At 56.3% G+C, this 21,678-nt stretch carries 21 protein-coding genes; 15 read left to right on the forward strand and 6 right to left on the reverse strand.

The genetic code is table 11. From position 1 onward, the window contains the following. The first annotated feature begins 229 nt into the window (after positions 1–229). The 7 genes from astC to ves all read left to right on the forward strand — a co-directional run bounded on the left by astC (position 230) and on the right by ves (position 7,941). The gene (astC, locus tag ACMGGQ_RS06930; RefSeq protein WP_045910251.1) at positions 230–1,450 is read left to right on the forward strand and encodes an aspartate aminotransferase family protein; all 1,221 of its coding nucleotides are present in this window, start codon (positions 230–232) and stop codon (positions 1,448–1,450) included. Next, positions 1,447–2,481, forward strand: coding sequence for an arginine N-succinyltransferase (gene astA, locus ACMGGQ_RS06935; protein WP_008500686.1), 1,035 nt, complete (start codon positions 1,447–1,449; stop codon positions 2,479–2,481). Before astC ends, astA begins: the two co-directional genes overlap by 4 nt. After that, complete coding sequence (gene astD, locus ACMGGQ_RS06940; protein ID WP_417929026.1) at positions 2,478–3,965, forward strand: succinylglutamate-semialdehyde dehydrogenase; 1,488 nt, start codon at positions 2,478–2,480, stop codon at positions 3,963–3,965. The genes astA and astD overlap by 4 nt, the downstream gene beginning before the upstream one ends. Next, the gene (astB, locus tag ACMGGQ_RS06945; protein ID WP_420289754.1) at positions 3,952–5,277 is read left to right on the forward strand and encodes an N-succinylarginine dihydrolase; all 1,326 of its coding nucleotides are present in this window, start codon (positions 3,952–3,954) and stop codon (positions 5,275–5,277) included. Before astD ends, astB begins: the two co-directional genes overlap by 14 nt. A 10-nt stretch (positions 5,278–5,287) precedes the next feature. Continuing rightward, on the forward strand, positions 5,288–6,253 hold the full coding sequence (astE, locus tag ACMGGQ_RS06950; protein WP_045910254.1) for a succinylglutamate desuccinylase: 966 nt from the start codon (positions 5,288–5,290) through the stop codon (positions 6,251–6,253). Between the two features lie 338 nt (positions 6,254–6,591). After that, positions 6,592–7,086 carry an ATP-independent periplasmic protein-refolding chaperone Spy gene (gene spy, locus ACMGGQ_RS06955; protein WP_008500682.1) on the forward strand — a complete coding sequence of 165 codons (495 nt, stop codon included), beginning with the start codon at positions 6,592–6,594 and terminating at the stop codon, positions 7,084–7,086. A gap of 297 nt (positions 7,087–7,383) precedes the next feature. Next, on the forward strand, positions 7,384–7,941 hold the full coding sequence (gene ves / locus ACMGGQ_RS06960; protein WP_420289755.1) for an environmental stress-induced protein Ves: 558 nt from the start codon (positions 7,384–7,386) through the stop codon (positions 7,939–7,941). On the opposite strand, the gene cho is transcribed toward ves, so the two are convergent. After that, a complete protein-coding gene (gene cho / locus ACMGGQ_RS06965) occupies positions 7,919–8,797 on the reverse strand; it encodes an excinuclease Cho (RefSeq protein ID WP_045910612.1) in 879 nt (292 codons plus the stop codon). The genes ves and cho overlap by 23 nt on opposite strands. A 180-nt stretch (positions 8,798–8,977) precedes the next feature. Then, complete coding sequence (gene nadE, locus ACMGGQ_RS06970) at positions 8,978–9,802, reverse strand: ammonia-dependent NAD(+) synthetase (RefSeq protein WP_023292679.1); 825 nt, start codon at positions 9,800–9,802, stop codon at positions 8,978–8,980. Positions 9,803–10,023: 221 nt separating this feature from the next. Between nadE and osmE the strand changes: the two genes are divergently transcribed. From osmE to chbG, 7 genes are all read left to right on the forward strand, one after another. Further along, a complete protein-coding gene (gene osmE, locus ACMGGQ_RS06975) occupies positions 10,024–10,365 on the forward strand; it encodes an osmotically-inducible lipoprotein OsmE (protein ID WP_008500677.1) in 342 nt (113 codons plus the stop codon). A gap of 284 nt (positions 10,366–10,649) precedes the next feature. After that, positions 10,650–10,967: a PTS N,N'-diacetylchitobiose transporter subunit IIB gene (gene chbB / locus ACMGGQ_RS06980; RefSeq protein WP_008500676.1), complete on the forward strand. Its 318-nt coding sequence runs from the start codon at positions 10,650–10,652 to the stop codon at positions 10,965–10,967. A gap of 79 nt (positions 10,968–11,046) precedes the next feature. Next, positions 11,047–12,405 carry a PTS N,N'-diacetylchitobiose transporter subunit IIC gene (gene chbC, locus ACMGGQ_RS06985; protein WP_023311283.1) on the forward strand — a complete coding sequence of 453 codons (1,359 nt, stop codon included), beginning with the start codon at positions 11,047–11,049 and terminating at the stop codon, positions 12,403–12,405. Positions 12,406–12,451: 46 nt separating this feature from the next. After that, positions 12,452–12,799, forward strand: coding sequence for a PTS N,N'-diacetylchitobiose transporter subunit IIA (chbA, locus tag ACMGGQ_RS06990; protein WP_420289756.1), 348 nt, complete (start codon positions 12,452–12,454; stop codon positions 12,797–12,799). 29 nt (positions 12,800–12,828) lie between these two features. Further along, positions 12,829–13,647: a transcriptional regulator ChbR gene (gene chbR / locus ACMGGQ_RS06995; RefSeq protein ID WP_029740446.1), complete on the forward strand. Its 819-nt coding sequence runs from the start codon at positions 12,829–12,831 to the stop codon at positions 13,645–13,647. 109 nt (positions 13,648–13,756) lie between these two features. Beyond that, the gene (locus ACMGGQ_RS07000) at positions 13,757–15,112 is read left to right on the forward strand and encodes a 6-phospho-beta-glucosidase (RefSeq protein ID WP_414746516.1); all 1,356 of its coding nucleotides are present in this window, start codon (positions 13,757–13,759) and stop codon (positions 15,110–15,112) included. 11 nt (positions 15,113–15,123) lie between these two features. Then, on the forward strand, positions 15,124–15,873 hold the full coding sequence (gene chbG / locus ACMGGQ_RS07005; RefSeq protein ID WP_196352567.1) for a chitin disaccharide deacetylase: 750 nt from the start codon (positions 15,124–15,126) through the stop codon (positions 15,871–15,873). Positions 15,874–15,962: 89 nt separating this feature from the next. On the opposite strand, the gene katE is transcribed toward chbG, so the two are convergent. After that, positions 15,963–18,212, reverse strand: a complete 2,250-nt coding sequence (gene katE, locus ACMGGQ_RS07010; RefSeq protein WP_420289757.1) for a catalase HPII — start codon at positions 18,210–18,212, stop codon at positions 15,963–15,965. 167 nt (positions 18,213–18,379) lie between these two features. Between katE and cedA the strand changes: the two genes are divergently transcribed. After that, positions 18,380–18,655 carry a cell division activator CedA gene (gene cedA / locus ACMGGQ_RS07015; RefSeq protein WP_258526576.1) on the forward strand — a complete coding sequence of 92 codons (276 nt, stop codon included), beginning with the start codon at positions 18,380–18,382 and terminating at the stop codon, positions 18,653–18,655. A gap of 48 nt (positions 18,656–18,703) precedes the next feature. On the opposite strand, the gene ACMGGQ_RS07020 is transcribed toward cedA, so the two are convergent. The 3 genes from ACMGGQ_RS07020 to hxpB all read right to left on the reverse strand — a co-directional run bounded on the left by ACMGGQ_RS07020 (position 18,704) and on the right by hxpB (position 21,586). Beyond that, positions 18,704–20,095 carry an L-cystine transporter gene (locus ACMGGQ_RS07020; protein WP_045336125.1) on the reverse strand — a complete coding sequence of 464 codons (1,392 nt, stop codon included), beginning with the start codon at positions 20,093–20,095 and terminating at the stop codon, positions 18,704–18,706. Positions 20,096–20,222: 127 nt separating this feature from the next. Beyond that, positions 20,223–20,813, reverse strand: a complete 591-nt coding sequence (locus ACMGGQ_RS07025) for a metal-dependent hydrolase (RefSeq protein ID WP_032644865.1) — start codon at positions 20,811–20,813, stop codon at positions 20,223–20,225. A gap of 101 nt (positions 20,814–20,914) precedes the next feature. Further along, a complete protein-coding gene (gene hxpB, locus ACMGGQ_RS07030; protein WP_420289758.1) occupies positions 20,915–21,586 on the reverse strand; it encodes a hexitol phosphatase HxpB in 672 nt (223 codons plus the stop codon). Between the last annotated feature and the right edge of the window lie 92 nt (positions 21,587–21,678).

The following is a 21,678-nucleotide window of genomic DNA, read 5'->3' on the forward strand; positions in this document are numbered from 1 at the left end:
ATACTCTTTCTGATTTTCATGCGGCAAAGCGCCGCTTGTCGTAAAAATATTCACTTTTTATGCACTAATAGTGAATAACTCCATATTGTAACTCATTGATATTCTGTTACCTCAACCCGTTTATGCATTTTTATCGCTGGCTGGCACGAAGGCTGCAATCTACATTCACAGTGCAAACACTCAATTATTTAACATTCAAATAACCTTTTATTTACCGGATGAGGTCGCTATGTCTCTGTCAATTACGCGTGAAAATTTCGATGAATGGATGATGCCGGTTTACGCTCCGGCGGCTTTTATTCCGGTTCGTGGGGAAGGCTCGCGCCTGTGGGATCAGCAGGGTAAAGAGTATATCGACTTTGCAGGTGGGATTGCGGTGAACGCGCTGGGTCATGCGCACCCGGCGCTGCGTCAGGCGCTGAACGATCAGGCGGCGAAGTTCTGGCATACCGGCAACGGCTTCACCAACGAGCCCGCGCTGCGCCTGGCCAAAAAACTGATCGACGCGACGTTTGCGGAGAAGGTCTTTTTCTGTAACTCGGGGGCGGAAGCCAACGAGGCAGCGTTGAAGCTGGCACGCAAATATGCTCACGATAAATTTGGAACCCACAAGAGCGGTATCGTGGCGTTCAAAAATGCCTTCCACGGACGCACGCTCTTTACCGTCAGCGCAGGCGGGCAGCCCTCCTACTCGCAGGATTTCGCGCCGCTGCCGCCGGATATTCGTCACGGTATTTATAACGATCTGCAGTCCGCCAGCGAGCTGATTAACGACACCACCTGCGCGGTGATCGTCGAGCCGATGCAGGGCGAGGGCGGCGTGCTTCCGGCGCAAAAAGCGTTCCTGCAGGGGCTGCGCGAGCTGTGCGATCGTCACAACGCGGTGCTGATTTTCGACGAAGTGCAGACCGGCGTGGGCCGTACCGGCGAGCTGTATGCCTATATGCACTACGGCGTGACGCCGGACGTGCTGTCGACCGCCAAAGCGCTGGGCGGCGGCTTCCCGATTGGCGCGACGCTGACCACCGATAAATTCGCCAGCGTGATGACCGTCGGCACCCACGGCACCACCTACGGCGGCAACCCGCTGGCCACCGCCGTCGCCGGACAGGTACTCGACATCATTAACACCCCTGAGGTGCTGAAGGGCGTTAAGCAGCGCCACGACTGGTTTGTTGAGCGCCTGAATGCCATCAACAGCAAGGTTGGCCTGTTTAAAGAGATCCGTGGTCTGGGGCTGTTAATCGGCTGCGAGCTCACCGCTGAGTTTGCCGGAAAAGCTAAACTTATTTCACAGGAAGCGGCAAAAGTAGGCGTGATGGTGCTGATTGCCGGTGCTAATGTCGTGCGTTTTGCTCCTGCGCTGATTGTCAGCGAGGAAGAGGTGCAAACCGGTCTGGACCGCTTTGCGCTGGCGTGTGAAAAAGTGAAATCCGGGGTGTCATCATGATGGTCATCCGTCCCGTTGAGCGCGGCGATCTCGCCGGGCTCATGCAGCTTGCCGGTAAGACGGGAGGCGGGCTGACCTCGCTTCCTGCCGATGAAAAAACGCTGTCGGCGCGCATTGAGCGCGCCCTGCAAACCTGGCAGGGGACGTTGCCAAAAAGCGAACAGGGGTATGTGTTCGTGCTGGAAGACACCGACACGGGAACTGTGGCTGGGATCTGCGCCATTGAAGTGGCCGTCGGGCTGAACGACCCGTGGTACAACTACCGCGTGGGTACCATGGTTCACGCCTCGAAAGAGCTGAACGTCTATAACGCGCTGCCCACGCTGTTTCTCTGCAATGACCACACGGGCGCCAGCGAGCTTTGCACGCTGTTCCTCGATCCGGCGTGGCGCAAAGAGGGCAACGGCTATCTGCTCTCCAAATCGCGCTTTATGTTTATGGCCGCCTTCCGCGATCGCTTTAACGAAAAAGTGGTCGCGGAGATGCGCGGAGTGATCGACGACACCGGCTACTCGCCGTTCTGGGAGAGCCTGGGCGAGCGCTTCTTCTCGATGGAGTTCAGCCGGGCAGACTATCTCTGCGGCACCGGCCAGAAAGCCTTTATTGCCGAACTGATGCCGAAGCATCCTATCTATACCCATTTCCTCAGCCCGGAAGCGCAGGCGGTGATCGGCGAAGTGCATCCGCAAACCGCACCCGCCCGCGCGGTGCTGGAGAAAGAGGGGTTCCGCTACCGCAACTATGTCGACATCTTTGACGGTGGGCCTACGCTTGAGTGCGATATCGACCGCGTGCGCGCGATCCGTAAGAGCCGGCTGGTTGAGGTTTCTGAAGGCCAGCCCGCGCCTGGCGACTGGCCGGCGTGCCTGGTGGCGAACGAAAATTATGCCAACTTCCGCGCCATGCTGGTGCGGACCAACCCGAAATGTGAACGTCTGGTGCTGACGGCTGCAGAACTGGATGCCCTGAAATGTAACGCCGGCGATAAGGTTCGCCTGGTGCGTCTCTGCCCTGAGGAGAAAACAGCATGACATTATGGATTAACGGTGACTGGGTCACGGGCGAAGGCGAACAGCGCGTAAAGACCAATCCGGTAGGAAAAGAGGTGCTCTGGAAGGGGAACGACGCCAGCGCCGCACAGGTGGAACAAGCCTGCCATGCCGCTCGCCGCGCGTTCCCGGCGTGGGCAAAACAGCCTTTCGCCGTGCGCCAGGCGCTTGTTGAAAAGTTTGCCGGGCTGCTGGAGGCAAACAAGGCCGAGCTGACGCGCATCATCGCGTCTGAAACCAGTAAACCGCGCTGGGAAGCGGCAACCGAAGTGACGGCCATGATCAACAAAATCGCCATTTCGGTGAAGGCTTACCACACCCGTACCGGCGAACAGCACACCGAGATGCCGGACGGCGCGGCCACGCTGCGCCACCGTCCGCACGGCGTGCTGGCGGTGTTTGGGCCGTACAACTTCCCGGGGCATCTGCCGAATGGCCACATTGTGCCCGCGCTGCTGGCGGGCAATACCGTCATCTTTAAACCGAGCGAGCTCACGCCCTTCACCGGCGAGGCGGTGGTTAAGCTGTGGGAACAGGCTGGCCTGCCGCCGGGCGTGCTGAACCTGGTGCAGGGCGGACGTGAAACCGGCCAGGCGCTGAGCGCGCTGAGCGATATCGACGGCCTGCTGTTTACCGGCAGCGCCGGGACGGGCTATCAGCTGCACCGCCAGCTGGCGGGGCAGCCGGAAAAAATTCTGGCGCTGGAGATGGGGGGCAACAACCCGCTGATTGTGGAAGACCCGGATGATATTGACGCCGCGGTGCACCTGACGATTCAGTCCGCCTTTATTACCGCCGGACAGCGCTGCACCTGCGCCCGCCGCCTGCTGGTAAAAAGAGGCGCGCAGGGTGATGCTTTCCTGAAGCGTCTGATAGAGGTAAGCGCGCGCCTGGTGCCAGCCGCGTGGGATGCCGATCCGCAGCCGTTTATCGGCGGGCTGATTTCCGAACAGGCCGCGCTGAACGTGCTGAAGGCCTGGCAGGACCACGTCGCGCGCGGCGCGAAAACCTTGCTCGAACCGAAGCAGGCTCAGCCGGGTACCTCGCTGCTGACGCCGGGCATCGTTGAGATGAGCGGCGCGAGCAACGTGCCGGATGAAGAGGTCTTTGGCCCGCTGCTGTGCGTCTGGCGCTACGACGATTTTGATGCGGCGATTGCGATGGCCAATAACACCCGCTACGGCCTGTCGAGCGGTCTGATTTCGCCGCATCGCGAGAAGTTTGAACAACTGCTGCTGGAAGCGCGCGCCGGGATTGTTAACTGGAATAAACCGCTGACCGGGGCCGCAAGCACCGCGCCGTTTGGCGGCGTGGGCGCATCGGGCAACCATCGCGCCAGCGCGTGGTATGCCGCCGATTACTGTGCCTGGCCGATGGCGAGCCTGGAAACCCCGGCGCTGACGCTGCCGGAGACGCTTAATCCGGGGCTGGACTTTACCGGAGGGGATCGTCATGAAAGCGCGTGAAGTCAACTTTGACGGGCTGGTGGGGCTGACCCACCACTACGCCGGTCTCTCTTTTGGTAATGAAGCCTCCACGAAGCACCGTTTTCAGGTTTCCAACCCGAAGCTGGCGGCGAAGCAGGGGCTGCTGAAGATGAAAGCGCTGGCGGATGCCGGTTTCCCGCAGGCGGTGATCCCGCCGCAGGAGCGTCCGAACGTGGCGGTGCTGCGTCAGCTCGGCTTTAGCGGTACCGATGAGCAGGTGGTCGAAAAAGCGGGGACGCAGACACCGCATCTGCTCTCGGCGGCAAGCTCGGCCTCTTCGATGTGGGTCGCCAACGCGGCAACTGTCGCGCCGTCCGCCGATACGCTGGATGGCAAAGTCCATCTGACGGTGGCTAACCTGAATAACAAGTTCCACCGCGCCACCGAAGCGGAAACCACCGAGCGCGTGCTGCGCGCCATTTTCAGTCAGACAGCCCATTTCGAGGTGCATCAGGCCCTGCCGCAGGTGGCGATGTTTGGCGACGAAGGCGCGGCCAACCATAACCGCCTGGGGGGCGATTACGGCGAGCCGGGTCTGCAGCTGTTTATTTACGGGCGCGAAGAGGGGGGCCACGCCGCGCCAACCCGTTATCCTGCACGTCAGACGCTGGCGGCGAGCCAGGCCGTTGCCCGCCTGAACCAGGTCAATCCTTCCCAGGTGATTTTCGCCCAGCAGAACCCGCATGTGATCGACCAGGGCGTGTTCCACAACGACGTGATTGCCGTTTCCAACCGCCAGGTGCTGTTCTGTCACGAGCAGGCGTTCGCCCATCAGGAAAAGCTGCTCGCCACGCTGCATGAGCGCGTACGCGGCTTTACGCCCATTCAGGTGCCAACGGCGGCGGTAAGCGTGCAGGACGCGGTCGAAACGTATCTGTTCAATAGCCAGCTGCTGAGCCGCGATGACGGCAGCATGATGCTGGTTCTGCCGCAGGAGTCCCGGGATCATCAGGGCGTGTGGCGCTACCTGACCGAGCTGGTAAAGGCCGATAACCCGATTGACGAACTGCGCGTGTTTGACCTGCGTGAAAGTATGGCCAACGGCGGTGGTCCAGCCTGTTTACGTCTGCGCGTGGTCTTGACTCAGGACGAAATGCAGGCGGTTAATCCGGCGGTCATGATGAACGATACGCTCTTTGCGCGCCTGAATGACTGGGTCGATCGCTACTATCGCGACCGGCTAACGCAGGCCGATCTGGTTGACCCGCAGCTTCTGCGTGAAGGACGCGAGGCGCTGGACGCGTTATCGACAATCCTGCAACTGGGATCGGTTTATCCGTTCCAGCGCTAAAGGAGTGGATATGGAAAATTTACTGGCGCTGACCCTGGCCGATGAAACGCCGGAACAGAAAGAGGGGGACGGTCCCTCATTTCGCTGGCGATGGCTGGGGCGCGGGGTGCTTGAGCTGACACCGACAGCAAAAAGCGATCTGTCGCTGCTGCTTTCAACGGGCATTCACGGGAATGAAACGGCACCGGTTGAGATTGTCGATCTGCTGCTGCGCGCGCTGTATCGCAATGAGATTGCCCTGACGTGCCGCGTGCTGGTGGTGCTCGGCAATCCGCCTGCGCTGGCGGAAAACAAACGGTATCTGGTGAGCGACATTAACCGCATGTTCGGCGGCCGCTGGTCGCAGTTTCCGCAGAGTGACGAAACGGCGCGGGCAGCGTGGCTGGAGAACGTCGTGACCGCGTTTTTTGCCGCTGCGGGACCGGCGCGCTGGCATCTGGATCTGCATACGGCCATCCGCGCGTCCTACCATGTTCGCTTCGGGGTGTTGCCGCAGCGCAATCAGCCGTGGGAGGAAGATTTTTTGAGCTGGCTGGGAGACGCCGGGCTGGAGGCGCTGGTGTTTCACCAGTCGCCGGGCGGAACCTTTACGCACTTCACCTGTGAACACTTTGGTGCGTTGTCCTGTACGCTGGAGCTGGGGAAAGCGCTGCCGTTTGGGCAAAACGATCTCTCTCGCTTTGCGCCTACGCATCTCGCCCTGCGGGCGCTGCTGGGAGGAAAGGCTCCCGAGCCTACGCATCAGCCCGTCGAGCGGTACCGGGTCGTACAGCAGATCACGCGCCGCAGCGATGCCTTCCTGCTCCATATGGCCGCGCATACCCTGAACTTCACGCCGTTCCGCAAAGGGGCGCTGCTGGCCGAGGATGGCGAGGAGCGTTATGAGGTGCAGAAAACCACCGAGTATGTTTTATTTCCTAATCCCACCGTGGCGTTTGGCCTGCGTGCCGGACTGATGCTGGAAAAAATATCCTGAACCTTTCCCCTCTCTTCATCCGGGAGGGGAAGTAAAATACCCTTTCTGAGCAATTAAAGCGCCTGTACGTGTTTTGCAGAATATTCCTGGTGAATTGCTTTATTATTCACCTTCACTCCGTTATACTTTTTCCAAATCGCTTTAAAATCATCGCATTGAATATTTTTTGTTGCAACTCTCCACGCTTTATCCTTATTTCCTCCACATTTGGCGAAAATTTGTTTTTTACACTTTCATTGTTTTACCGTTGCTCTGACTAATTGACGATAAACCCCGTAAAGTTAATCTCGTCAACACGGCATAGCGCCGAAGAATAACTGAAAGAAAGGAAATAAATTATGCGTAAGTTTACTGCACTGTTTGTTGCTTCTACCCTGGCTCTGGGCGCTACCAGCATGGCGTTCGCCGCAGATACTGCGACCACAACCGCTGCCGCGCCTGCTGAAGGCAAAATGATGATGCATCATAAAGGCCCGGGTATGCACAACGAGATGATGATGTTTAAGGATCTCAACCTGACGGATGCGCAGAAACAGCAGATCCGCGATATCCGGAAAAGCGAACGCGACCAGATGAAACGTCCGCCGCTGGAAGAGCGTCGTGCCATGCATGACATCATCGCCAGCGACAGCTTCGACAAGGCGAAAGCCGAAGCGCAGATCGACAAAATGGCCGAGCAGCACAAAGCCCGCATGCTGGCTCACCTGGAAACCCAGAATAAGATCTACAACATTCTGACCCCGGAACAGAAAAAACAATTTAATGCGAATTTTGAGAAGCGTCTGACAGAACGTCCGGCGATGGAAGGTAAAATGCCAGCACCAACCGAATAATCGGTTCACTCTCTTAAGACCGCCGGGATCCTGTCCACAAAAGCGAAAACGCTGTGGACAGGACCGGCGGTTTTTCTTTCCTGCCCTCTTGTCTGCCGCCGCCAGCGCGGTATGCTCCTGTAGTCGCATCAGAGAATGTTTGTAGAGTCATGGCGTTAGCATTTTTATTAACGTTCCGCTAAGGCCTGCCCGCTCTGCTGCCGATACTGTGTCTGTGAATACCTAACGATAACAAACAAGACAGCAACGATAGCAATATCCTTGCCCTGGCACGGGTTGTGCCATTCAGGAGTGGTGATGGAGTTCTTTGATATCCGTAAAATGCCGGTCAGCCTGTGGCGCAATGGTGCGGGTGAAACGCGTGAGATTTGTTGTTTCCCTCCCGCGACGCGTGATTTTCACTGGCGTGCCAGTATCGCGACTATCGCCAGCAACGGCGAATTCTCCTCTTTCCCCGGCGTCGATCGGGTGATTACCTTGCTGGAAGGTGGGGAGGTGACGCTGGATGCCGGTCAGGCGTTCTTCCATACCCTGAAGTACCATCAGCCCTATAGTTTTGCCGGCGACCTGCCGGTGAAAGCGCTGCTGTCCGATGGGCGGATGGCGATGGACTTCAACATCATGACCCGTCGCGACTGCTGCCGGGCGAAGGTGCGCGTGGCTGACCGTACCTTTACCACCTTTGGCACACGCGGGGGCGTGGTGTTTGTGTTAAGCGGGGCGTGGCAACTGGGTGATAAATTGCTGACGGCCGATCAGGGCGCCAGCTGGGAGGAAGGTACCCATACGCTGCGTCTGCTGGAGGCTCAGGGTACCTTATTGTTCAGCGAAATCACGTGGCTGCCAGGCCATTGAGTTCAATGATCTCAAACTTACCGGCCAGCACAGGTTTACAGAGAATTTTGTAGCCATCGTGGTCAAATCCGGCGGGCGTGCGCAGCAGGGTTGCCGCGTCGTTGATATCGTCTACAGCGCCCAGCCAGAGCCAGTTATTGACGATGTGGTACTGGGTCATCGCGTCACCCACTTCTTTGAGCGCAACGGCGCTTTCCCAGGGCCAGCACTTCACGCTGATGGCCCCCAGACCGGAGAGGAGCCGTGCGTGGTGCGCCTCAACGCTCTCTTTGCCACAGCAGGCACCGGCACAGCGCTTCAGCGCGGATCGAAAACAGGCGCGTCCGCGCGTGGTCGCCTCCAGGCCCAAAAGGCTGTAGCAAAGCTGGAGCTCGTCCGCCAGCGTCTGCAGCGCCTGAAGTGCGGCACGTTTATTGGCGAACAGTCCGTAGAGATTCGGGGCATGAGAAAAATCGACGTCGCGCGCGTAGACGACCTGTGGCTTGCCTTCGTTGATCTGCAGGGAGCAGAGCTGACGGTTGCGGCGCAGGCGCTTGTTGAAAAGCGGCTGTTGTTCTTTTATCAACCGCGCCTCCAGCAACAGCGCGCCCATTTCTCCCGCCGTCTGGAACCAGGTAATGCGTCGCGACTGGCGCAGCATGGCGGCCTCGTCCGGCGTACGCAGATGGGATAATACCCGACTGCGAATGTTAACGCTCTTGCCGATGTAGAGCGGCAGGGTGTCGCTCTCGCCGTGAAAGATGTACACGCCCGGCTGTTTAGGCAATGCTTCAAGCCAGGGGCGAAGGTGCTCGGGATATTCGTAGATAGCCGCCGCTTCAAACTCAAGACGCGGGGCGGATTGACGCCTGCTCACATACTGCTCCATATACTGTTCAGGTATACAGTGTAGCAGGAGTGTGGTGGTTAAAAAAGAGCCGGGTGGCGGCGACGCCTTACCCGGCCAGGACGTGCGGCCTGATGCCCTCACCCCAACCCTCTCCCACGGGAGAGGGCGCAAACACAAAAAACGGTAACCTGGGTTACCGTTTTGCCTTTATTTCCAGAAGTCGTCAAACACCGTAATCGGTGGGCGACGCTTGTGCTCGGTTTTCAGATACCAGCCTTCGATGATCTTCGCAGTGCCTTCATCCAGCTTTTTGCCTTCCAGATAATCATCAATGTTGTCGTAGGTGACGCCAAGGGCCGCTTCATCCGGCAGGGAAGGGCGATCGTCTTCAAGGTCAGCTGTCGGTGCTTTCTTATACAGATGCTCAGGGCAGCCCAGCGCGGCAAGCAGCTGCTTGCCCTGACGCTTGTTCAGGCGGAAGATCGGGTTAATGTCGGTGCCGCCGTCGCCATATTTGGTGAAGAACCCGGTGATCGCTTCGGCCGCATGGTCGGTGCCGACCACGACGCCTTTGGTCATCCCGGCGATGCTGTACTGCGCTTTCATGCGCTCGCGTGCCTTTTCATTGCCGCGAACGAAATCGCTCAGCTCAATGCCCGCTTCGCGTAACGCCTGCTCGCTTGCCAGCACCGAGCCTTTAATATTCACGGTCAGCACGCGGTCAGGCTGAATGAAGGCGATGGCATCCTGGCAATCCTGCTCGTCTGCCTGTACGCCGTAAGGAAGGCGCACAGCGATAAACTGCAGCGTCTCATCGCCCGTCTCTTCGCGAAGCTCTGAAATTGCCATCTGGCAGAGCTTGCCAGTCAGCGTTGAATCCTGGCCGCCGCTGATGCCCAGCACCAGAGATTTCAGGAAAGAGTTCTTCTTTAAATACGCTTTTAAAAAATCCACGCTGCGGCGGATCTCTTCATTTGCATCTACCGCAGGCTTCGCACCCAGCGCCTGGATAATCTCTTGTTGCAGAGTCATCACGCTCTCCATAAACAGAATGTGTTAACTGTTAAAACTAACCCTTTGGGCGAGAAACGACAAGGATCACAGTTTCGAGTGCGCTATTTTGCGCCGATTTAGCAGCTTATCGTTGTTTTATTAGAATTTTCCGAAATTCGTCTGGCGTAACGTACAAAGTTGAACAATAGTACTTTTTATCCCATGCTTAGATAACACGCTGATAAACAAGAGGACGGAATATGAACAAGAACGTAGCAGGAATTCTTAGCGCAGCGGCGGTACTGACTATGCTGGCAGGGTGTACGGCTTACGATCGCACCAAGGATCAGTTTACGCAGCCCGTAGTAAAAGACGTTAAAAAGGGGATGACCCGTTCGCAGGTGGCTGCGATTGCCGGTAAACCTTCTTCTGAAGTCACCATGATTCATGCGAAAGGGACCTGCCAGACCTATATCCTGGGTCAACGTGATGGTAAGGCAGAAACCTACTTCGTCGCCCTGGATGATACCGGTCATGTGATCAACTCCGGCTATCAGACCTGTGCTGAATACGACACCGATCCGCAGGCACCTAAGGCGTAGTCACCCTGCTTGCCTGAGGATGTTAACAAACCGGCCCCGGGGCCGGTTTTTTTATGCATCAGAAAATCTTATTTCTTTTCGCGAATTATTTGCCCGAAATGTGAGGGTAGTCAACAAGCCAGGTCAATGAGAGACAATTCTAGTCTATCCAGAATTATCCCCTGTCTGTACCATTGCGTATACTCACTCCAACGATAAACAACAGTACGCAAACTACCTGTCTGCCGGGACAGCGAGTCGAGTGATAGCGCGATGGCAGGTAGTCATACAAGAGGGAAATCACGATGGAAAAGAAACATATCTACCTGTTCTGCTCAGCGGGCATGTCAACCTCGCTTCTGGTCTCAAAGATGCGTGCGCAGGCTGAAAAATATGAAGTCCCTGTGGTGATCGAAGCGTTCCCCGAGACGCTGGCGGGCGAAAAAGGTCAGACAGCCGATGTTGTTTTACTTGGACCGCAAATTGCTTATATGTTGCCCGAAATTCAACGACTGTTACCGAATAAACCGGTCGAAGTGATCGACTCGGGGCTGTACGGCAAGATTGATGGTTTAGGTGTTCTTAAAGCTGCTGTGGCAGCCATTAAAAAAGCTGCTAATTAATTTTTATTTTTCCCGTCAAAGAGTTATTTCACACACAATACGCCGTAACATGCGTTACGGCATTTAAGGGTATTTTCCTATGAGTAAAGTCATCGCTTCACTTGAAAAGGTACTCCTTCCTTTTGCTGTTAAAATAGGAAAGCAGCCTCACGTTAATGCCATCAAAAACGGCTTTATTAAATTAATGCCGTTGACGTTGGCCGGGGCCATGTTCGTTTTAATTAACAACGTTTTTCTGAGCTTTGGTGAAGGTTCCTTCTTTTATTCATTAGGAATTCGGTTAGACGCTTCCACTATTGAAACCCTTAATGGTTTTAAAGCCATCGGCGGCAACGTCTATAACGGTACGTTGGGAATTATGTCGCTGATGGCGCCTTTCTTTATTGGGATGGCGCTGGCGGAAGAGCGTAAGGTCGATCCGCTGGCCGCCGGGTTATTATCCGTCGCCGCCTTTATGACCGTCACGCCTTACAGCGTGGGTGAAGCCTATGCCGTTGGTGCCAACTGGCTGGGTGGGGCTAACATCATCTCCGGTATTGTTATCGGCCTGGTGGTGGCAGAGATGTTCACCTTTATCATCCGTCGAAACTGGGTGATTCGCCTGCCGGATAGCGTACCGGCTTCTGTATCCCGTTCATTTTCCGCGTTGATTCCAGGCTTCATTATTCTCTCCATCATGGGGATTATTGCCTGGGCGCTCTCTCACTGGGGCACAAACTTCCACCAGATCATCATGGACTCTATCTCTACGCCGCTGGCGTCGATGGGTGGCGTGGTCGGTTGGGCGTATGTGATTTTCACCTCTCTGCTGTGGTTCTTTGGCGTGCATGGTTCACTGGCACTGGCTGCGCTGGACAGCGGAATTATGACCCCATGGGCACTGGAAAACGTTGCACTTTATCAGCAGTACGGCTCCGTTGACGCGGCGCTGGCAGCGGGTAAAACCTTCCATGTGTGGGCGAAGCCGATGCTTGACTCCTATATCTTCCTGGGCGGTACCGGGGCGACCTTGGGTCTGATCATCGCGGTCTTTATTGTCTCTCGTCGTGCTGATTACCGTCAGGTCGCGAAGCTGGCGCTGCCATCAGGCATCTTCCAGATTAACGAACCGATCCTGTTCGGTCTGCCAATCATCATGAACCCGGTCATGTTCATTCCGTTCATCCTGATTCAGCCGCTGCTGGCCGCTATCACCCTGACGGCGTACTACATGGGCATCATTCCACCGGTTACCAACATTGCACCGTGGACCATGCCGGCGGGTCTGGGCGCCTTCTTCAACACCAACGGCAGCGTCGCGGCCTTCCTGCTGGCGATATTCAACCTCGGGATTGCCACCCTGCTGTACATGCCATTCGTGGCGATTGCGAACAAAGCCGCCACCATCATTGATGAAGAAGAGAGCGAAGAGGATATTGCCCTCTCACTGAAATTCTAAGATTGACGGCGCGGGGAAACCCGCGCCAGCCACAAGGAGCTTAAACATGTTAGATTTGGATAGTATTGTCGCAGACGCCGCCGCCGAGAACGATCTGGAAGAAGTGGTGATGGGGCTTATCATCAACTCCGGGCAGGCCCGCAGCCTGGCCTATGCCGCACTGAAGCAGGCCAAGCAGGGGGATTTCGCCGCGGCAAAAACCATGATGGAACAGTCCCGCACGGCGCTGAACGAAGCGCACCTGGTGCAGACAAAGCTAATTGAAAGCGATCAGGGCGAAGGGAAGATGAAGGTCAGCCTGGTGCTGGTTCACGCGCAGGATCACCTGATGACCTCGATGCTGGCACGTGAGCTGGTGGCGGAGCTCATTGAGCTTCACGAGAAGATGCAGTAAGTCAGACTGAGTAGCAGGAGGTCAGCACGATGGAAATTAAAACCGCACTTGAACAGCAGCTGTTTAATGGCAAAAATTTTCACGTGGTTATCTACAACAAGACGGAGAGCGCCAGTGGTCTGCATCAGCATGACTACTACGAATTCACGATTGTTCTGACCGGTCGCTACTATCAGGAGATCAACGGTAAGCGCGTCCTGCTTGAACGAGGGGATTTCGTCTTCCTGCCGATGGGGTCTTATCACCAGAGCTTTTACGAATTTGGTGCCACCCGCATTCTGAATGTGGGCGTCAGCAGACGTTTCTTCGAGAAGCACTATCTGCCGCTGGTGCCGTTCTGCTTTGTGGCCTCTCAGGTCTATCGGGTCAAAAACGAGTTCATGACCTGGATTGAAACGGTGATCGCCTCGCTTAACTTCCGCGACAATGAATTTGATGAGTTTATTGAAACGGTGACCTTCTACGTGATGAACCGGCTGCGTCATCATCGTGAAGAGCAGCAGGTGACGGATGATATTCCGCAATGGCTACGCAGCACCGTTGAGCTGATGCACGACAAAGGCCAGTTCAGCGAAAATGCGCTGGAAAATATGGTCTCCCTGTCGGGCAAATCCCAGGAATATCTGACCCGTGCGACGCAGCGTTATTATCGTAAAACGCCCGTGCAAATTATTAATGAAATCCGCATTAATTTTGCTAAAAAACAGCTGGAAATTACCAACTATTCTGTCACCGATATTGCTTACGAGTCAGGATACAGCAGTCCCAGCCTATTTATTAAAACCTTTAAGAAATTGACGTCATTCACACCGAACAGTTACCGGAAAAATTTGACGGTAATTAATTAACTTTCGGCGGATTACCCGCCACGAATATTGCTTTAATGGCTTGCCCAAATAGCGGGAAGAGCACGCTATACCTTGCAGGCGATTAACCTGATACGCTAAGGGAGATATTATGCAGAAGAAATTAAAAGTCGTAACCATTGGTGGCGGCAGCAGCTATACCCCGGAATTACTTGAAGGTTTCCTGAAACGTTATCATGAATTACCGGTCAGCGAATTATGGCTGGTGGACGTTGAGGAAGGTCAGGAGAAGCTGAATATTATTTTCGATCTGTGCAAGCGCATGGTGGAAAAAGCGGGCGTGCCTCTGACCGTGCATAAAACCCTCGATCGTCGTCTGGCGCTGAAAGATGCGGATTTCGTCACCACCCAGCTGCGCGTCGGCCAGCTGAAGGCGCGTGAGCTGGACGAGCGTATTCCGCTGAGCCACGGGTATCTGGGGCAGGAGACTAACGGCGCGGGCGGCCTGTTTAAAGGCCTGCGTACTATCCCGGTCATTTTCGACATCGTCAAAGATGTGCAGGAGATCTGCCCGAACGCGTGGATCATTAACTTCACCAACCCGGCCGGCATGGTCACTGAAGCGGTCTATCGTCATACCGGCTTCAAACGTTTTATCGGCGTCTGCAACATTCCGATCGGCATGAAGATGTTTATCCGCGACGTGCTGGCGCTGACCGACAGCGACGATCTCTCCATCGATCTGTTCGGCCTGAACCACATGGTATTTATTAAAGATGTCATCGTGAACGGAAAATCGCGCTTTGCCGAGCTCCTCGACGGCGTCGCCTCCGGTCGTCTGACGGCGGCATCGGTGAAAAACATCTTTGACCTGCCGTTCAGCGAAGGGCTGATCCGCTCGCTGAATCTGCTGCCTTGCTCGTACCTGCTTTACTACTTCAAGCAGAAAGAGATGCTGGCCATCGAAATGGGCGAGTATTATAAGGGCGGCGCGCGTGCGCAGATCGTTCAGAAGGTTGAGAAGCAACTGTTCGATTTGTATAAAGACCCGAACCTGAACGTCAAACCGAAAGAGCTGGAGCAGCGCGGCGGGGCCTACTACTCCGATGCGGCGTGTGAAGTGATCAACGCCATCTACAACGACAAGCAGGCGGAGCACTATGTAAACGTGCCGCACCACGGCCATATCGACAATATTCCGGCTGACTGGGCCGTCGAAATGACCTGCATCCTGGGACGCGAGGGGGCTAAACCGCATCCACGCATCACCCACTTCGATGACAAGGTCATGGGGCTGATCCACACCATCAAAGGCTTTGAAGTGGCGGCAAGCAACGCGGCGCTGAGCGGTGAGCTCAATGACGTGCTGCTGGCCCTGAACCTCAGCCCGCTGGTGCATTCTGACCGCGACGCGGAGCAGCTGGCCAGCGAGATGATCCTGGCGCATGAAAAATGGTTGCCGAACTTTGCCGCCACGATCGAGAAGCTGAAGTTCAAACAGCAATAAGAGGACGCACAATGGAAAACCTGCTGATCGTTAATGCTGATGATTTTGGCCTCTCGAAAGGTCAGAACTACGGCATTATTGAAGCCTGTCGCCGGGGGGTTGTGACCTCTACAACGGCACTGGTGAATGGTGAGGCGGTTGAACACGCGGCGCAGCTGAGCCGCGAAGTGCCGGAGCTGGGCGTCGGCATGCATTTTGTGCTGACGCTCGGGATGCCGCTTTCGCCAATGCCGGGCCTGACGCGCGATGGCCAGCTGGGTAAATGGATTTGGGAACTGGCGGAGCAGGGGGCTCTGCCGCTCGAAGAGATTGCCCGCGAGCTGGACTGTCAGTTCAACCGCTTCGTTGATGTGTTTGGTCAGGCGCCGACGCATATCGACAGCCATCACCACGTGCATATGATCCCGGCGATTTTCCCGCTTGTTGCCGGGTTTGCACAGCGCAAAGGCGTGGCGATGCGCGTGGATCGCGAGGTGTACGGATTGCCGGACTGTGCTGTCACCACCACTGAGGGGTTCAGCAGCGCGTTTTACGGCGACGAGATCGACGACGCGCTGTTCCTGAAGGTGCTGGATGATTCCGCCGCGCGGGGTGAACGGTCGCTGGAGGTCATGGCACATCCTGCCTTTGTCGATAACACCGTGCGTAAAAGCGCCTACTGCTGGCCGCGTCTGGCGGAGCTGGATGTGCTGACGTCGCCGTCGTTGAAATACGCCATTGCCGAGCGCGGGTATCGGTTGGGGACGTTTGGGGATCTTTGAGATAAAGCCCGGTGGCTGCTTCGCCTTACCGGGCCTACAAAAGCAATCGACATGTAAGCCGGGTAAGCGCAAGCGCCACCCGGCTTTTTTTACGCCGGAATCTGATCGATCTTGCTGCTTCGCGACCAGACACGGTGCGCGGCGAGCAAATCAAACAGCTTCGTCATAAAGGCATCGTCAACGTTATCTCCCTCGACAATCCCGTCCTCACCCTGATCGGCCACCTTCAGCTGCGCTTTGAACTGTCGCGCGTCGCCGGACAGCGCGATCGGCTTCAGGTGCTTATAGGCTTCCAGCAGATAATAGACGGCGTCGCCGTTGGTCAGCAGGCTGGCAATATCCCCGCACGGCACGATCACCGCATCGACGGTCAGTGATGGCGCACCGGCAAAGGTCGCCGCGACCGGCAGCACAGAACCATCGTCGGCCGTCACTTCACCCATGCGGGAATAGAGCAGTTTGGCATGCACGCCCTGGGTTTTCAGCGCCTGCATAATCCCCAGCACGTCGCTGGCGCGGGTTTTGTCGTTCAGCAGAATGGCGACCACGCGGCCTTTAATCGAGCCGCCCGGCACCGCATACAGGCTCAGCGACGGATCTTTCTTCACGCCGTTAACCTCTTTCGGCGGAGCAAGGTTACGCTGCTCGTCGGTCAGCGTAATGCCCAGGTTGTCCGCGACACTCTGGGCAAGCTGAACATCAATATGCGCCAGCTGATCAACCACGCGCTCGCGGATGTAGGTGCGCACCACTTTGCTCAGCTCGAAGCTGAAGCCGCCGATGATGTGCTGTTGCTCAATCGGCGTTTGGCTGTTCCAGAACAGGCGAGGGTGGGCGTAATACTCACCGAACGAGGGGCTGCGCTCGCGAATTTTATTGCCATCGATACGCTCCTGATACGATTCGAATCCACCGCGTTTCGGTCCGGGAGGCGTTTCACGCGGCCAGTTATCGTTGATGGAGTTCGGCTCATAGTTTGCCGGGTTGGTATCAATATCCTGACGGTGCATCCCGTCGCGCTGGAAGTTGTGATACGGGCAGGTTGGGCGGTTAATCGGAATTTCGTGGAAGTTCGGCCCGCCGAGTCGGCTAATCTGCGTATCGGTATAGGAGAACAGGCGTCCCTGCAGGAGCGGATCGTTGGTGAAGTCCAGCCCCGGCACGATATGCCCCGGGTGGAACGCGGCCTGCTCGTTTTCGGCAAAGAAGTTATCCGGGTTACGGTTAAGCACCATTTTACCCACCAGCTGCACCGGCACCAGCTCTTCCGGGATCAGCTTCGTCGGGTCCAGAAGGTCGAAATCGAACTTAAATTCGTCCTCTTCCGGTATGAGCTGCAGGCCAAGCTCGTATTCCGGGAAGTCGCCCGCTTCAATGGATTCCCACAGCTCGCGGCGATGGAAGTCCGGATCGCGCCCGGTCAGCTTCTGCGCCTCGTCCCACACCAGCGAGGCTTTACCCGCGACAGGCTTCCAGTGGAAGCGGACAAACGTGGCTTTCCCCTCAGCATTGATCAGACGGAAGGTATGGATACCAAACCCTTCCATGGTGCGGTAGCTGCGCGGAATGCCGCGGTCTGACATCGCCCACATCACGTTGTGTAAGGTTTCAGGCTGCAGGGAAACATAGTCCCAGAAGGTGTCGTGCGCACTTTGTCCCTGCGGTATGGCCCAGTGGGGCTCCGGTTTTACCGCATGGACAAAGTCAGGAAATTTATGCGCATCCTGAATGAAAAACACCGGCGTGTTATTGCCGACCAGATCGAAAATACCCTCTTCGGTATAAAACTTGGTGGCAAAGCCGCGGATATCCCGGACGGTATCTGCTGACCCCGCGCCGCCCTGCACGGTGGAGAAACGCACAAACACCGGGGTGATTTTATCCGGGTCGGAGAGGAAATCCGCTTTGGTGATCGCTTTCAGGCTCTTGTAGGGCTGAAAGTAGCCGTGCGCAGCGGAACCGCGCGCGTGGACGATGCGTTCTGGTATCCGCTCGTGGTCAAAATGGGTGATTTTTTCCCGCAGGATAAAGTCTTCCAGCAGGGTTGGCCCGCGCGCGCCTGCGCGAAGGGAGTTTTGATCGTCAGCAATGCGTACGCCCTGATTGGTCGTGAGCGCGAAACCTTCACCGCCTTTTCGGTGTGGTTCAAGAGATTTCAGCTTCTCGTTTCCCGTGTCCGGCGATTTCATGCTTCCCGGTGCGGTAGGCTGTTCGCCCGGTGCGGAGGGGCCAGGGGAGGGGCGGTGAGAGCCGTCAGCGGGAGCGAGAGAGTCCATACCCGGTTGAGATTCTTCAGTGCCATGAATGGGTGATTGATGTGTTTTATCTTTGTTCGACATTGCACGCTTCTCCTTTATCCATTGCTAAAAACCCTATTAAGGATAGAACAATGTCGCGACATGGTTCGCGAACTAAGAGTTTTCATATGCCGTGATTAGCGAAAGGAGCCATCTCACCCACTCGGAGCGCGACGGAAGGCAGCAGGATCGGCTATCATAGAATTTTCCTGCTTCAAGAATTTGCTTTAGTGAATCCGTTGCTTATGAAACCTCTTCGTCAACAAAACCGCCAGGTTATTAGCTATGTGCCCCGCGTTGAGCCCGCGCCGCCAGACCATGCCCTGAAAGTGGAGGGCTTTCGCGATGTGTGGCAGTTACGGGGGAAATACGTGGCCTTTGTGCTGGTCGGCGAGCATTTCCGTCGCTCTCCCACCTTTACGGTGCCGGAGTCCGCACAGCGGTGGGCGATGCAAATCCGCCAGGATGAAGAGGTTGAAGAATAACAGCCATAAAAAAACCGCCATCAGGCGGTTTTTTTATTTCTAACGTGTTTAGCGGTGCGCCAGCTCGGCGTCGTCTTCACTTTCCAGAATCGCTTTGTCGGTCTGCTTCAGCCACTGGCTGGTCAGCGTACCGGCGGTCATGGAGCCGCTCACGTTCAGTGCGGTACGACCCATGTCGATCAGCGGCTCAACGGAGATCAGCAGGGCGACCAGCGTCACGGGCAGACCCAGCGCAGGCAGCACAATCAGCGCGGCGAAGGTTGCACCGCCGCCAACACCCGCAACGCCTGCGGAGCTTACGGTGACAATCCCGACCAGCGTGGCGATCCAGACCGGATCCAGCGGGTTGATGCCGACTGTAGGAGCAACCATTACCGCCAGCATCGCCGGGTACAGACCCGCACAGCCGTTCTGACCAATGGTGGCACCAAAGGAGGCAGAGAAGCTGGCGATAGATTCAGGCACGCCCAGACGACGGGTTTGCGCTTCCACGTTCAGCGGAATAGATGCGGCGCTGGAACGGCTGGTGAAGGCAAAGGTCAGCACCGGCCAGACCTTACGGAAGTACTTCAGCGGGCTGACGCCGTTCACGCCCAGCAGGATGCCGTGCACCACGAACATAATGCCCAGGCCCAGATAAGAGGCAACAACGAAGCTGCCCAGCTTAATGATGTCCTGCAGGTTAGAACCGGCAACCACTTTGGTCATCAGCGCCAGCACGCCGTAAGGGGTGAGCTGCATGACCAGACGGACCAGCTTCATCACCCAGCTTTGCAGGGTGTCAATTGCGGTCAGCACGCGTTCGCCTTTTGGCGCATCGTCTTTCAGCAACTTCAGCGCCGCTACGCCCAGGAACGCGGCGAAAATAACCACGCTGATGATCGAGGTTGGGCTCGCACCGGTCAGGTCAGCAAACGGGTTCTTCGGAATGAAGGAGAGCACCATCTGCGGCACGGTCAGGTCAGCCACTTTCCCAACGTAGTTGGTCTGAATCGCGGTCAGACGCGCCGTTTCAGCGGTACCCTGAACCAGACCTTCTGCAGTCAGGCCAAACAGGTTAGTGACCAGCACACCCACCAGCGCGGCAATCAGCGTGGTGAACAGCAGCGTGCCGATGGTCAGGAAACTGATTTTTCCCAACTGGGTCGCGTTATGCAGGCGGGCAACGGCGCTCAGAATAGAGGCGAACACCAGTGGCATAACGATCATCTGCAGCAGCTGGACATAGCCGTTACCGACAATGTTGAACCACTGAATGGAATCTTTCAGAACTGGATTATCGGAGCCATAAATTGCCTGTAATGCCAGACCAAATACGACACCCATGGCCAGACCAACCAGCACCTTTTTCGCCAGGCTCCACTGTTTGTGGCGCGCCTGCGCGAGAAGCAATAGCAATACAGCGAACACAACGACGTTCGCGATGAGTGGAAAATTCATCCCCGTTCTCCTGATTTATTATCGGGTCGGTTTTTACCGATCCTGTTGGCGGAAGGTTAGCAGAAGTGTGATGTAGCGCTTATATCCAAATGGAATGGGTTATGACAAATGGGATAATTTTGTTGGTTTACTGTTCAATCTGGTGATGAATAAAGCGATTGAACTGAAATTGCAGCGAATTAATCATCTGGGAAGACCAGCGGACTGCACTGTTTTCGGGCAACGTTTGCGGCATCCAGACGGCGTAAGCAAACAGCGCCATGCACAAGACGCGCTCCAGCTGGTTCCCTTTCTGCGGTGCGAGGATGGGAAAACGGAAGCGCCAGCGGCAGGGCCACAGCAGCGGTACGCCCGCGGGCGTCAGCATATCGGCCAGAATATGGCTTAAATATCCCAGCACCATCCCCTGAATGGCATCACCGGGGACGATCCAGCTTTCGGGCACTTTTAAATAGAAAAGCGTCAGCAGGCCAAACACGGCCAGCAGGCTGTGCGTAAACCCCCGGTGGCCGAACGCGCGGGCGATGGGTTTCGATACCCACTTCAGGCGCTGTCCGAGGAACGACTTTGGGTGGTCGATGTCGGGCAGCAGACAGGTCAATACGGCGGAAGGGACGATATGCCACCAGTCCCCCTGTGCCAGCACGGGGGTGAGTTCAGCGTTTTTGGCAAATACTGCGCACGCGATAGAAAAAAGCAGGTGGCCTTCCGCCGTCATGATAAAACCCACAAAACTGTCAATTCATACAGTATAGGGTTTTTATACAGTAGGCGGAAGAGGTGACGGTGTAACTGTTTGTCACAAACCGGAGGAGGGCGTTAACCGCCATGCAGATGGCGCGCCGTCAGTTCTGCCAGTGAATGTAGCTTCACATCGGCAAGCGCGAACCGGGGATCGTGGCGGCCTTCTTCCGCAGGCACCACAATGGAGCGCATCCGCGCGGCTTTAGAGGCCACCATGCCGTTAACGGAATCTTCCAGCGCAACGCAGTTGAGGGGATCCAGACCGAGCTTAGCGGCACAGTCCAGATAGACCTGCGGGTGCGGCTTGCTGTAAGGCAATTTCTCAGCGGAGGCAAGCGCGTCGAAACTGTCGCGCAGTTCAAACATGATGAGCACTTTTTCCAGCATATGCAGCGGTGACGCCGAGGCCAGGCCGACCTTCAGCCCCTGGGCTTTACACAGCGCGACCGCCTCACGTACGCCGGGCAGCAGCGGCTTGCTCTCTTCTACCAGCGAAATGGCGCGGCTGATAATGCGCGCGGTCACTTCATCACGACCTGGTCCAGCCCACGGCTGTTGGGCATACCACAGGTCAACCACCATATCGATGCGCAGGCCCAGCGTATCGGGAAGTTCATTACGGCGGCTGATATCCACGCCCAGGCTGGCCATGACGTCCAGTTCAGCGCGATCCCACAACGGTTCGGAATCGATCAGTAATCCATCCATGTCAAAAATTGCGGCAAGAATTTGGCGCGGTGTCGACATCACAACGTCTCCTTATCCAGGGTGTTCGACAGACGATAAGTGCTAAGCACACTCTGCAATTTAGCATATTGCTTTTAAAGAGCGGGCGAAAT

The sequence above is a fragment of the Enterobacter sp. BNK-13 genome (assembly GCF_048685015.1).
In the GTDB taxonomy this organism is placed as follows: domain Bacteria; phylum Pseudomonadota; class Gammaproteobacteria; order Enterobacterales; family Enterobacteriaceae; genus Enterobacter; species Enterobacter quasiroggenkampii.